The organism is Ruegeria sp. R14_0, assembly GCF_017743975.1.
In the GTDB taxonomy this organism is placed as follows: Bacteria; Pseudomonadota; Alphaproteobacteria; order Rhodobacterales; family Rhodobacteraceae; genus Ruegeria.
The window spans coordinates 56328-69630 of sequence record NZ_JAGHRC010000011.1; the positions used below are offsets into that span (position 1 = coordinate 56328).

The 13303-nt window shown below is 56.7% G+C and carries 10 protein-coding genes; 5 read left to right on the forward strand and 5 right to left on the reverse strand.

Features of this window, described 5'->3' with window-relative positions:
• Nucleotides 1–183 precede the first annotated feature (183 nt).
• Nucleotides 184–1050: an alpha/beta hydrolase gene (locus J7416_RS21140; protein WP_209227598.1), complete on the reverse strand. Its 867-nt coding sequence runs from the start codon at nucleotides 1048–1050 to the stop codon at nucleotides 184–186.
• Nucleotides 1051–1270: 220 nt separating this feature from the next.
• Nucleotides 1271–2638 (reverse strand): hypothetical protein, encoded by a 1368-nt coding sequence (locus tag J7416_RS21145; protein ID WP_209227600.1) that lies wholly within the window; start codon nucleotides 2636–2638, stop codon nucleotides 1271–1273.
• A gap of 67 nt (nucleotides 2639–2705) precedes the next feature.
• On the opposite strand from J7416_RS21145, the gene J7416_RS21150 reads away from it, so the two are divergent.
• On the forward strand, nucleotides 2706–3080 hold the full coding sequence (locus J7416_RS21150) for a hypothetical protein (protein ID WP_209227602.1): 375 nt from the start codon (nucleotides 2706–2708) through the stop codon (nucleotides 3078–3080).
• Between the two features lie 372 nt (nucleotides 3081–3452).
• Here J7416_RS21150 and J7416_RS21155 read toward each other — a convergent pair whose 3' ends face one another.
• Complete coding sequence (locus J7416_RS21155; protein ID WP_209227604.1) at nucleotides 3453–4463, reverse strand: LacI family DNA-binding transcriptional regulator; 1011 nt, start codon at nucleotides 4461–4463, stop codon at nucleotides 3453–3455.
• Between the two features lie 338 nt (nucleotides 4464–4801).
• On the opposite strand from J7416_RS21155, the gene J7416_RS21160 reads away from it, so the two are divergent.
• Genes J7416_RS21160 through J7416_RS21175 form a run of 4 tightly spaced genes read left to right on the forward strand, consistent with a single transcriptional unit; the run spans nucleotide 4802 to nucleotide 10533 of the window.
• Nucleotides 4802–6892, forward strand: a complete 2091-nt coding sequence (locus J7416_RS21160) for a DUF1989 domain-containing protein (protein WP_348540298.1) — start codon at nucleotides 4802–4804, stop codon at nucleotides 6890–6892.
• Nucleotides 6893–6927: 35 nt separating this feature from the next.
• Nucleotides 6928–7896, forward strand: coding sequence for a glycine betaine ABC transporter substrate-binding protein (locus J7416_RS21165; RefSeq protein ID WP_209227608.1), 969 nt, complete (start codon nucleotides 6928–6930; stop codon nucleotides 7894–7896).
• A gap of 59 nt (nucleotides 7897–7955) precedes the next feature.
• Nucleotides 7956–9005 carry a betaine/proline/choline family ABC transporter ATP-binding protein gene (locus J7416_RS21170; RefSeq protein WP_209227610.1) on the forward strand — a complete coding sequence of 350 codons (1050 nt, stop codon included), beginning with the start codon at nucleotides 7956–7958 and terminating at the stop codon, nucleotides 9003–9005.
• Nucleotides 9006–9015: 10 nt separating this feature from the next.
• Nucleotides 9016–10533 (forward strand): ABC transporter permease subunit, encoded by a 1518-nt coding sequence (locus tag J7416_RS21175; protein ID WP_209227613.1) that lies wholly within the window; start codon nucleotides 9016–9018, stop codon nucleotides 10531–10533.
• A 474-nt stretch (nucleotides 10534–11007) separates the two neighbouring features.
• On the opposite strand, the gene J7416_RS21180 is transcribed toward J7416_RS21175, so the two are convergent.
• On the reverse strand, nucleotides 11008–11862 hold the full coding sequence (locus J7416_RS21180; RefSeq protein WP_209227615.1) for a crotonase/enoyl-CoA hydratase family protein: 855 nt from the start codon (nucleotides 11860–11862) through the stop codon (nucleotides 11008–11010).
• 2 nt (nucleotides 11863–11864) lie between these two features.
• A complete protein-coding gene (locus J7416_RS21185) occupies nucleotides 11865–13298 on the reverse strand; it encodes an aldehyde dehydrogenase family protein (protein WP_209227617.1) in 1434 nt (477 codons plus the stop codon).
• Nucleotides 13299–13303: the final 5 nt, after the last annotated feature.

The following is a 13303-nucleotide window of genomic DNA, read 5'->3' on the forward strand; positions in this document are numbered from 1 at the left end:
CAACCGAAGGCGTACGGCCCTCCTCGCGCCTTCGGCCTTAAAGAGCTGGCGTCTAAGGAACACTGTGCTTGATCTTATTTTGACGGATGCAGTGCCGCGGCTCACCACAAGCAGGCGCTGCACGGGGCTGCGGATTGCAAACGGACCAACGCTTATTCTGCAGACATCGCCAACGTTGACCCGTTACGAAAAACTGGCAACCGCCCCGACAAACTCGGTCCACCGTTCGCGATCCACAAACCCATAGTGTCCTGCGCCCGCCCACTCGTGCGCCGTACAGTGGGGAAGTTCGGAGCAAAGGTGCCTTGGCATTTCCGGTGAGATGATATCGTCCGCTGTGCCATAAAACATCTCAACCGGTTGCTGTATCTCTTTCGGCGAAAACCCCCAGTCCCAAAGCGCCATCGTCATTTCGAAAACGCCTTCTTCTTGCTGTTGAAAACCAAGACGAAAGTTTTCCTCGAACAGGGCTTTCCGCTCAGGATTGCGGAGAATTGTTTTTGCTTCGTTTGGCATTTGATCAACGACAGATTCCACATATGAAGGGATATCTTTCAATGCATCTTTAGCGCCCATACGCTCTGCCCAGCGGATCAGCAGGGTCAGATGACGCAGTTTCGCGATGGTTTTCAGGTCCTTCAATACCAGCATTTTGGTAACGCCGGGCTCATCGAAGGGGGCCACCGGTGACGCGAGCGCGACTTTGCGCACACGTTCGGGCATGTGAAATGCCACTGCCAAAGCGTGCGGCCCACCACCGGAATGGCCCGCTACGTTGAAGGTATCAAGGCCAAGATGGTCAGCCAAATCCTCCATATCAGCGCCCCAATCGACCATTCTCCGATCCTTCTTCGGGCTCGACCCTCCGACACCGGGCTGGTCTGCTGCTATCCATCGCACGCCAAGCGACGCGGTCAGGTTGTCGTCGGGTTGACGAATGACGTGAGAGTCCGAAAATCCATGGCTAAAAATTACCGGCGTTCCATCTGGGTCGCCGTACGTATTGAAAACAAGCGTTCTACCGTCTCTCAGAGTTATGTGGTTGGTCACGTTGTTCTCCTAAACTGAAATAACCTTGGACTTTTAGTTCATTGGACTACTGAAACCATCTGGATCCACCAGTTCTTGCATTCTGCGATAGTTTCCCGCGCTGCAGAGCATTGCGACCCAATTCAATCATTCGCGTTCAACGTACCGTTGCCACTTCGAAACCAAAAACAGCGCCTGGAACTGAAACCTTTCGCATCGGCTAGCGTCACAAAGCGTTTCGTCAGTATCTGTTCAGTGTTTCCAGTATCAAATTTCGTGTATTTTGATCATTTTGGAAAATCCTGCCAGCGAGAAACTCAGATGGAAACTCCGGCCATGTCCTGCGCATCTCGGTAACCAGTCGTTGTGCTTCTTCCGAGTTGCCCAACTGATCCTGCGCAACGGCTTGGAACAAGAGCGAGGGTGCACTAACAGGCGCACCAGCAGCGGGCGCGCCTTGAAAAGCCTCGACAACCTTATCGTATTTCCCGAGCATGAGTTGCGACACACCCCAAATATTTCGTGCGCCAAAGCGGCCCGATCCTGATCTGAGGCGCTCTGGATCACTAACCTCGGCCGCAAGTTCGGGCGCGCTGGCCAAGATCGCCGTGATACCGACAAGGTCCAGAATATGGCCATCCTTCGGTGCAAGCTCGACGGAAAGTCTGGCGTATTTCAATGCCTGGACCGGGTTGTTTTGGGTGGCCAATACCCAACCATTTGCGCCGTTTGCCCAGGCATCTGTGGGCGATAGATCAAGCGCTCTGCCGGACATCTGCAAAGCTTGTCCAAACAGGTCATCTCTTTGTGCTTGATCCGGAGACAGCATAGCCAACGTCGCCAGGACCTGTGCCGATCCGGCATAACCATCGGAAAGTGCTGGGTCGAGCTCGGTGGCATGCCGAAACATCCCCAATGCTATTTGCTGGCGCTTGGCATCAAATACAGGAAAGAACATGCCTCGGGCTTGATCCGCCAGGTTCACCGCCTGAAGTCTCGTCAAAGAATGCTCGCCAAGTGCTGCACGCTCAGCTTGCTCGATGGATTGAGTCGCTGGCAAAACCATCCTGTTTTCCTGACTCATCCAGAGTCCAAGTGCGGCAACAACTGCAAGGACACCTAATCCTGCCGGCAGCAGTTGCAGCGAACGCCGACGCGCGCCCAGATCACCCTCGTTCCACGAACTTGCTTGCCGGTCTTCAATTGTGGGTTCGTAGGAAAACCGAGGCTTGTAACCGCCCGGATCAACAAATATGCGGACACCTTCGCCGTCCCATTGATCTTCGTAAAACGTGCGTAGCAGACGACGTAGCCGCCTGGCTTCGACGCGAACCAGATTTTGACCGCCAGTGCCGTCAATGCGCCGCTCATAGACCTCTACAGCGATAGCTTTGCCGCGAATCTGGGAACCGCGGCCTGCCAGCGTCTCTTCGACAATGTATGTAAGAAACTGCTGGAGACGGGGCGAAGCTTGAAACTCATCGCTTGATAGAACGCGCCTGAGTGCGTCCCGGACAAGATCTGGCGACACTTGCCCAACATGTTGATCTATCGGCAATTCACTAGCTTTGTTCAAGACAAACCCACTCCCCAACTCACGGTGACTCACTTGGCCTTTGCGGTCAACCGCACTTATATCGATGTAAGAATAGGTAGCGGGAACCGTGATTTATCCAGTGATCGTGGACCCGAATGATGAAATTCCACAGCTTCTGGATGCGTTGTCAGAGCGTGCCGAAGTGAACGCGTTTTTGAACGGCGCCATCGAAGACCTTAACAAAACCAGTGCTCTGTTGGAAAACGCGTCGATCACGGCTGCCGAGCGCGCGGAATGGACCCACATCCGATCTGAACTTGCGAACGAGCTTCGCCGGATGGCGAAGCACAAACCCCGAAACACAGTGGAATACGCGCCCGCTGAACAACGGCAAGAGGCTGGAAGAAATCTCTTCCCTTCTGGCTCCTGCACCATTGTCCGGACTCAGAAGTTCGCCAAGAAGGAAGTAGCTGATAAAGCACGGCAAATGCTCAACGCACGTAAAGTCGCCTGATCAAAAAGACATGGCTCAGCATCAAGTTACTATACAGCCAACGGCACTCAAAGCACCGCATAAATCACTGATTTCGTTGGATTGTGGGGCGACGCATAGGTTTGCCATTGCAGCACGGATAAGTCATTGTTTTTGCTGCGGTCGATTTTCCAAGGGCACACGGAATCTGCCATTTTCGACTCAGACCTTTTCCATCAAATCAGCATCTTTCCTGAAACTCATCAGGTATTCGCTGCGTTTCGATGAATGAGCAAACGTACTTCTCGCAGACATCCCCTACGGCTAGCACCGATTGACGATCAAAGCCTGCACGAGGCCTTCGGCATCATCCATTGTCTCGCTCGTGTCGCAAATCGTAAAGGCCCCGTTATCTCAAAATCGTTTTGTGGAGTTGCGAACAATGAGACGTGTACCAAGTTCTTCAGATTTGGGTGTCTGATTAGTTTCGATCCAATTGGCTAGCGCGTCTGCTGCTCGTTCACCCATTTGAGAAACGGGTAGATGTACGCTTGTCAGTGGTGGAACGGTCACGGACGAAATTGGCAGGTCGTCAACGCCCACCATAGAAATTTGGTCCGGGACGCTGATGTTTTGAGCCTGAAGACCAAGCAAAACCCCCAGGGCAACGACGTCGGATAGACATAGAATTGCCTCGGGTTTGGCGCTCAGACCGCCCAGATGCTGTGCAACGTCTACCCCGCCCTGATGGCTAATCTCAGTTTCGAAGGTTGAAAGCTTTCCAGCGAAGGGAAAGGTTGTAATGCCGGCAAGGCGAGCTCGTGTGCGGTCATTGTCGTGAACTGGGCCATGCACGACAGCAATGTTGCGATGTCCGAGCTCGACCAGATGCTGCAAGCCAAGTTGCGCTGCGGCTGCGTTGTCATATCCGATGGTCGGCAACGGGTTTTTGGGATCAAAGAAAGACGTAATGATTGTTGGCAACATGGTGCGCTCGATCAGATCGATGAGCGTAGGATTGTGCGTGGCTCCGGTGATAATAAGACCCTCGGCTCCGATATCCAGCAGGCTTTGGGCTTTCTCGGCTTCGATATCCAGACTTGCCTCGGTGGTCGCTACGATCAGCGACAATTGGTGGTCCGACAACTTACGCTCTAACGCCGCAAGAAAGCGGGCAAAGATTGCGTTGTCCAGAGTTGGGACCAATGCGCCGACAAATCTGGTACGTCCGGAGTTGATCGCGCGTGCGGCGGCACTTGGGACAAATTTCAAGTCAGCGATGGCAGCCTGAACTTTTTCCAGAGTGTCCTTCTTAACCACCTTTGGTTCGTTCAACACCCGCGACACTGTCGCAACGGACACGCCCGCAGCTTTTGCGACATCTCTCAGATTTGCGCGTTTTTTAGGCTCGGGGGCTTTTCTCATCTTAGGTTTTGGCGTCCGTTTCGCAGGTTTATGAGTAAAGAGTTGACATATGTAACTAGTTTCATCAACCTCTGTAACTAGTTACATTGTGAGAATTCAGCGGCGATATGCAGGGGTCATCTGTCTTACATGCGTTTACCAATTTGGGGTTCGACGGCCCTGGCCGTCTGTTCCCCGGGTTTCAAAAAGCGTCTGTCGCTCGCACGCACAAAATCGTCCCGCGCGAGGCTGTTCAACTGCTCGTAAAGCCCGGTGATTTGCTTTCAATAGAAGGGGTTGGGCCAGACCAAGCGCTAAATGTTGTGGCATTCACCAATGACGGGAAATCGGGACTTTCCGTGCTGAATTTGGCGGAAACAGGTCTTGTTGAATGGGACGAATTTGACAGCACAGAACTCCTTGCTTGGGTCACGACGCACGGCGGGAATCGGCAGGTTCCCTGCCACAGATTGGACCATGCGCCTGAGGCGCTGATTCTCCGCGCGGACCACACAGTTACGGTCTGGGTCATCCATACAACGGGGGTTGCGGGGGTGATCGAAGGCAGTGCGACCGGGAACATCACAGTTCTGCACAAACCAGCAACGATCGAAGGGCCGCATTTGCCACCCTTGCTGGGCGATACGCGGGACGAATTTACCGTACCACGCGGTACTGCGCTGGCGTATGAGCTAAAGGCCGGCGAATTTGTTCAGATCATTGATGTTGAGGGCCAGCAGTGTTCTGACTTCATGGCGCTTCGGGCGGCTGGATTGGACCAAGGGCAAGAGTGGATGATCGACTCGACCGCCACACGGTCGATGGTACGCCGCGCATATCCCGGGCCCGGTCTGCTGGACAAATTCTTTGATCGTGAGATGCGCCCGCTGCTGAACGTTGTGCAAGATACATGTGGTCGGCACGATACATTCGGGCTGGCCTGCACCGCCCGCGGCTATGAGGAGCGGGGATTCCCCGGCCATCTGAACTGTTCGGACAATATGTCGAACAGCTTGGCCCCCTACGGAGTGGGGCGGAGAGCGGCTTGGCCTGCGATCAACTTCTTCTGGAACACGTGGATCGACCCCACGAACCATCACATTCTGACCGAGGAATCTCATTCGCGCCCCGGTGACTATGTCGCCATGCGCGCGCTGGAGGATCTGGTCTGCGTCTCGACCGCCTGTCCGGACGATATCGATCCCATAAATGGCTGGAACCCGACCGATGTGCATGTGCGCATCTACCGTCCCGAAACGCCCATCCGCCGAGCGGTTGCCTATCGCGAAAAGGAAGACGCGCCCATGTCGATCAGTCAGGAGTCCGCCTTTCATGACCGTCTATCGCCGCTGACGCAGCATTTCGCCCCAGCGCGCGATCTGTGGGCACCGGTCAGCTATCCGGCCTATGGCACATTGGGCGAATATTGGGCCTGCCGTCAGGCCGTGACTGTTCAGGACATGAGCGGGTTGCGCAAATTCGACATCGTCGGCCCGGATGCAGAGGCTTTGATGCAATTGGCGACCACGCGTAACGTGGCGAAACTGCCGGTCTGGCGTGGCTCTTACACCCTGATGTGCGACGAGAGCGGTTCGGTCATCGACGATGGTACCCTGTTCCGACTTGCGCCCGAGATCTTCCGATGGTGTTGCGGCACCGAGGAAAGCGGGCGGGCATTGCAGGAACTGGCTAATGCGCGCGGCCTGCAGGTGCGGGTCCATGCCTTGCGCGGAGCGATGCCGAACCTCGCCATTCAAGGGCCAAAGTCTCGCGACCTGCTTCGCAAGATCGCCTTTACGCAACCGCATGTGCCCGGCTTGGATCATCTGAAATGGTTCGGCGTCACTGTCGCGCGACTATACGACCGCGAGGGCGCGCCGTTCATGCTGTCACGCTCGGGATATACCGGCGAGTTGGGGTATGAAGTCTTCTGTTCCAAGTCAGACGCTGTTGCCATCTGGGATGCAGTAATGGCGGCTGGCGAAGAGTTCGGGATAACCCCAATGGGCTCAGCCGCCCTGGACATCATCCGGGTTGAGGCAGGACTGGCCGCGGCCAATGCCGAGTTTGCACCAGGTGTCGATGCGTTTGAGGCCGGTCTGGGCTTTGCTGTCGATCTGACCAAAACCGAATTCACTGGAAAAGCCGCACTGGAACGCAACGCACGCGAGCCACGTCGCGTGCTCAAGGGGCTTTTGGTCGGCTGCGATGATGTGCCAGCGCACGGCGCCCCCGTCTACGCGGGTGAACGGCAAGTGGGAGTGGTAACGTCTGCCACCCGCTCACCGATGCTGGAACACGCAATCGCGCTGGTACGGTTATCCATCGAACACGCCGAAAACGGCACTCAACTCGAGATCGGCCAACTCGACGGGCGGATGAAACGCCTGCGTGCCACCGTCTCGGACATTCCATTCATAGACCCGCAACGTAAGCGGGCACGCGCCTGACGGCGCATGCAACTCAACACAACGGGAGAAAAGATATGAGAAAACTGACGCTTACAGCAACCTTGGCTCTGGCTTTGGGCGCAACAACGGCGATGGCACAGGAAAAGGTCATGGTGGGTGAACCCAGCTGGCCCGGAGCCAAGATCATGAGCCGGGTGATCGGTCAAGTCATCGAAACCCGTCTGGGTGGCGAGGTCGGCTATGCGCCCGGGGCCAACGCTGTGATTTTTGCCTCGATGGATGGCGGGCGCGGAGATATTGACGTGCACCCGGATGTCTGGCTGCCGAACCAATCGTCCTTCACCGACGAATACGTGGATCAGAAAGGCACTGTAGCGCTGTCTTCGGGCAGCTATGAAGGGCGCGCTGGGATTTGCGTGCCAAACTACATGGTCGAGGATCACAACATCCGCTCGATCTATGATCTGGCCACGCCGGTCGCGCAAGAACTGTTCGACTCGGATGGTGACGGCATGGGTGAGGTCTGGGTTGGTGCCTCGGGCTGGGCCTCGACCAACACGTTCAAAGTGCGGGTTCGGGACTATGGAATCGAGACCTTCCTGACGCCGACCACCGAAGACGAAACCGTGTTTTATTCGCGTTTGAAGGATCAGATCGACCAGAAGAAAGGCGCAGCGTTCTACTGTTATGCGCCGCATTACGTCCATGCGCTTTATGACGTGACCATTCTGGAAGAGCCCGAGCATGACGCGACCACTTACAAAATGGTTCAGCCCGATCAGGACGCCGATTGGTTCAACAAATCCCATGTCAGCACAGGTGAGCCGGTCAAAACCGTGACGGTGGCGCATTCCAAATCGCTGGATCAGCGCAACCCGGCGGCGGCCTCGTTCCTCGCCAATATCGACATGGATGCGGGTGAGCTGAGCGCGCTGACCTACGAGGTCGTGGTCAAAGGTCGGGACACCGATGAGGTCGTGGCCGAATGGATCGCCGCTAATGGCGATACCGTCGACAGCTGGCTGGGTCTGACCACCAACTAAAACCTGAGCGCCCCCGGTCTGTTGGGGGCGCAAACCAACACAAGTCCAATGGGGCCAATATGACAGCGGAAATCGCAATCGACGCAAAAGGCGTGTGGAAAGTGTTCGGCGCGCGCTCGCAAGAGGCTTTGAACGCTATCCACAGCGAGGGGCTGAGCAAGGCCGAAGTGCTGGAACGCTTCAACTGCGTGGTCGGCGTGGCCGATGCCAGTTTTGAGATCGAACGGGGCGAGTTGTTCTGCGTCATGGGCCTGTCGGGCTCGGGTAAGTCGACCCTCGTGCGGCATGTGAACCGTCTATTGGAACCTACCGACGGCCATATCTATCTGGATGGCGACGATGTGATGGGCCTGAACGATGAAGGCCTGCGCGACCTGCGCAACCGCCGCGTCGCCATGGTGTTCCAGAACTTCGGCCTGATGCCCCACCGGACCGTACGCGACAACGTAGCAATGCCGCTGGAAATCCGCGGCACCGGCAAGGCCCGCCGTTGGGAAGAGGCCGACCGGGTGCTGGAACTGGTCGAGCTGAACGGCTGGGAAGACAAATACGCCCATGAGCTGTCGGGTGGGATGCAGCAACGCGTGGGTCTGGCCCGCGCCATCGCTGCTGACCCCGAGATTTTGTTGATGGATGAACCGTTCTCGGCCCTCGACCCGCTGATCCGCAAGCAGCTGCAGGATCAGTTCATGGATTTGAGCCATAAGCTGAACAAGACTACGATGTTCATCACCCATGACCTGGATGAAGCGATCCGCATTGGTCATCGCATCGCGATCATGAAGGACGGGCGCATCGTGCAGATCGGCACACCGGAGGAGATCATCCTGAACCCAGCAGACGACTATGTGGCAGATTTCGTGGCCGGGATATCCAAACTCAACATGATCTTCGCCCATGCGGTGATGAAACCGGTCGACGAGTTCGAAGCGCATCACGGCGAAGTTCCGGATGACGCGAAAGAAGCGCATCCGGATATGGATTTGGCCGACCTGATGAACCTCTGCGTGGACGGCCACGGTGTCGTCGCGGTGACTCAGGATGGCAAAACCGTAGGCGTGATCAACCGTGCGGGTCTGATCCGCGCGATTCAGGACAGTCAGGCATAAGGGGACCGCTATGAAACATGTTGATTTGCAACAGATCCAACCGGAAACCGCCGACCGCCTGAATGGCCTGATCGGAGATTTCGTGGGGCAAGGACAGTCCTATTACCAGAAGACCTTCGCCTATATGATGCAGGCCCCCGGTTATCGCTTTACGCTGAACAAGGCAGCGGCGGTCCTTGGGCCTATCTGGTTCGGGGCACGGGGTCTTTGGTCGTGGTTCCTCGGGTTTTTGGTGCTGGAAACGCTGGCCTACATCCAGATCGGTCTGGGTTTGTTCGGCGATCTTGGGCGCGAGTTCCGCGAGCGGGCAGTTCAGATCGAGCAAACGCTGGAGCTGCGCAGACAGCAGATTGCTGCGGCGGAGCAATCCGGGTCGACAACGTTGGAATCTTTGAAACGTGCAGCGGAGTCGCTCGAAGGAGCTTTGGCGGGCGCGCAAGAGGCCGCGCGGACGGCGGATTCCACCGGCCTCACCTATCTGGTGATCGGGATCGTCCTTCTGCTGGCGGTTAAGTTTCTGGCTGCCTCGCTGGCCAACTGGACCTTGGAAGGGCAGTTCGCGCGCTGGCGTTCGGACCCCAGCGTTGCCCATGGCTGGTCGATCCCTCGGCTGATCGTAGCAACAGCGTTGACAGCTGTGGTGGTGATCCTGTCGATGATCAAATTTGCACAGCCGGACGCGGTGGCAGTGCTCAAAACTTTCCCCACCAACCGCGACTGGCGGCTGAACGTAGGTGACGGGGTGCAGGCGGTGTTCGAGTGGACCAAGACTGCAGGGCGTGGCTTCTTCGACGGGCTGACCTATGGGATGCGCACCCTGCTGGACTGGATCGAGGTCGTGCTGGTCGATACCCCATGGCCGGTTGTGGCTTTGGTGATCATCATGCTGGCTTACCTGTCGGCTGGTCCTCGTGTGGCGATCTTCACAGGTGCTGCGCTTGCCTATCTGGGCCTGCTGGATTTCTGGGAAAAGGCGATGACCACAATTGCCTTGTTGGGCGCGGCGGCTCTGATCTCGATCACGCTGGGTATTCCTCTGGGCATTTACTGCGCCCGCCGCCCGCGCGCCTTTGCCATCGTCAGGCCCATTCTGGATTTCATGCAGTCGATGCCGTCCTTCGTTTACCTGATCCCGGTTGTCGCGTTTATCGGATCGGGCAAGCCAGCAGGCGTGGTTGCGACCATGATCTTCGGCAGCCCACCGGTGATCCGTTTTACCGTTCTCGGCCTGCAACAGGTGCCCGAAACCGTGCGCGAGGCCGCCTTGGCCTTCGGTGCAACGCCCCGCTACCTGCTGTGGCGCGTGGACCTGCCTCTGGCACATAAGACCATCATGGCGGGTGTGAACCAAACCATCCTGATGTCGCTGGCCATGGTCGTTGTCGCCTCGCTGATCGGAGCCAAAGGGTTGGGCGAGGATGTGCTGGAAGCGCTGCAATACGCAGCGGCGGGCCAAGGCATTCTGGCAGGTTTGGCAATCTTGTTCTGCGCATTAATCCTGGATCGGATAGTGGCCGGAAGAAAATAACAATTACAGTAATCGCACGGTCATCCGCCTGAAGTTCGAGGTGTGTTTCCAAAGCCAGTTGTTGGTGGGCACTGCCCTCTTCATTGCCCCAACTTGTGTGCAACTTTTTTGGGAGTTTCGCTGCGCCAGCGAAACTCTGGATTGCGATTGTCACCAAACAGAATCTCAAATGGCGCGTTACTGCAACCAAGGGATGATTGGGCAGATCACAAAGAACCGAGAACATCTCTGAAGCGGTTTTATGTGAAGCGATCTCTGGTTGAGTGGCGGCCATTCAGTGGGACGAGTACAAAAGGCTGCCTCGCGGGACAAAGAGTGAGTACGCCGCGACCAAATCAATGGCTGCTTGCGACGCTTCGCGAACTCAGGTTAGAGCGCAACGGGCTGAAAGCTGACTTTCTTTACGTTTGCTATTAGGGCCTGCTTTTGAGGCGGAATAACTGTGATTACGCCTTCGGCCTGAAGGTGTACATCTCAATCGCCCAATACAAAGGGCTGGTTTCCCGTCCAGTCGAACGAACCCTGATCCCTTTCCTCTACCGCTTTTTTCCAGCCGACCTTTTCGACACGGGCCTTGAAGTTCATTCCCTCCGGGGAATGGCGCGTAATGCCGTCGAATACAGTCGCCAGACGTTGAGTCTGGTTGATCTTCTCCTCGACGGCGGAATTGATCACCATCTTCTGCATGGCCAGCTGGTTGATCGGCACAGTTGCCATACGCCCGGCCAAGGCCTCGACAGCTTCATCCAATTGATCATCCGGGACCGATTTCAGTATCAGCCCCATCTCCGCGGCCTCAACGCCAGAGATAATATCACCGGTGAACATCATCCGCTTCGCCTTCTCCGGGCCCAGGCGATGTACCCACATCGCTGTGGTCGGGCATCCCCAGACCCGAGTCGGCATGTAACCGATCTGTGCGGTATCTCCCATGATTGTCAGATCTGCGCAGAGCGCAATATCCGACCCGCCAGCGACAGCGAAGCCATGTACTTTGCACACGACTGGCTTCATCGCTCGGAACAGCGACATGAAGTTCTGAGTGTTCGCCCACATGAACTGGAAGTCCTGCATCGGATCCCAGGGCATCTCCTGCACAACTTTATTGGGGCCGTTGCCTTCGGCGTAGTGCGCCAGATCGTAGCCGGAGCAAAAAGCTTTCCCCGCTCCGGACAGTACCATCACATGCACGCCATGATCAGCATCAGCCCGCCCGACAGCGGCGGCAAGTTCGCGCGGCAGATCATCGTCAATCGCGTTCATCACTTCAGGGCGGTTCAGGGTGATCCGCCCAATACGGCCGTCTTTTTCATAAAGAACTTTGGGCATGTTCACCCCCAATCGCTGACAGCTTTGACCTCAAGGAACTCTTCCAACCCCCAGGGGCCGCCTTCACGGCCATTACCGGACTGTTTCATTCCGCCAAAGGGGGATCCGGCGCCGCCAAATTTGCCATTCATTTCAACCATGCCAGAACGGAGTTGCCGCGCCACCCGGCGTGCACGGGTCTTATCAGAGGTCTGAACGTAGTTGGTCAGGCCATAGGGAGTATCGTTGGCCAATTCGATGGCCTCTTCTTCAGTGTCAAACGGGGTCATGATCAGAACCGGGCCAAAGACTTCCTCCTTCCAAAGTGTCATGTCCGGTGTGACGTCGGCAAAGACAGTAGGTCTGACAAAGTAGCCTTGCTCCAACCCCTCAGGCAGACCCAGTCCGCCTGCAACCCATCTTGCTCGCTCATCAAAACCGCGCTTGATCAGGAATTGGATCTTGTCGAACTGGGTTTTTGAAACAACCGGGCCGATCTGTCGGCCTTCAACGTTTGCCGGTCCCACTTCGGTTTTCTCTGCAACTGAACGCGCGGTTTCGACGGCTTGTTCATAGATTGAGCGTTCAACAAGCATCCGTGTCGGTGCGTTGCAGGACTGGCCGGAATTATTGAAGCAATGGCGCACGCCACGTGTGACCGCCTTTTCATCGGCATCGGCAAAGATGATATTGGCGCCTTTGCCGCCCAGCTCAAGACTGACGCGTTTGACAGTGTCGGCCGCCGATTTGCTGATCGCCACACCTGCACGTGTCGAGCCGGTGAAGCTGACCATATCCACGTCCGGATGCGCGGTGAGGGCGCTGCCCACGCCTGCGCCATCTCCATTGACCAGATTGAAGACACCTGGCGGAAAACCTGCTTCGTCAATCATTTCGGCCAGCAGCATCGCGCTGAGCGGCGCCTGTTCCGCGGGTTTCAGAACCATCGTGCAACCTGCTGCCAATGCAGGCGCGACTTTGAGCATCACCTGGTTCATCGGCCAGTTCCAGGGGGTGATCAGTGCGCAGACCCCGACCGGTTCATGGAAGATCATGTCACCCGGTGCGTGATCCCCCAAGGGGTGCTCAAAAGCAAATGACCTGGCTGCACGGATGGTGTTCTTGAGATGCCCGGCCCCGGCGCCCACCTGTGCCGTACTTGCCAACGCTATGGGAGCGCCCATCTCCTGGCTGATTGCTTGCGCCATTTCCTTCGCGCGCCTTTTGTAAGCTTCCATCAGCCGTTCCAACGCGGCGATACGCTCCTGGGGCTCGGTCGCTGCCCAGCCCGGAAAGGCAGCTTTGGCAGCTGAAACAGCCGCATCTGTATCTGCGGCACCACCCAGCGAGATTTTGGCGATCTGTACTTCGGTCGAGGGGTTCACCACGGCCATCCCGCTCCCGTCGACCGAAGCAACCCAATCTCCATTGATGTAGTGTTTTGTCATGATGTTCATGGCGT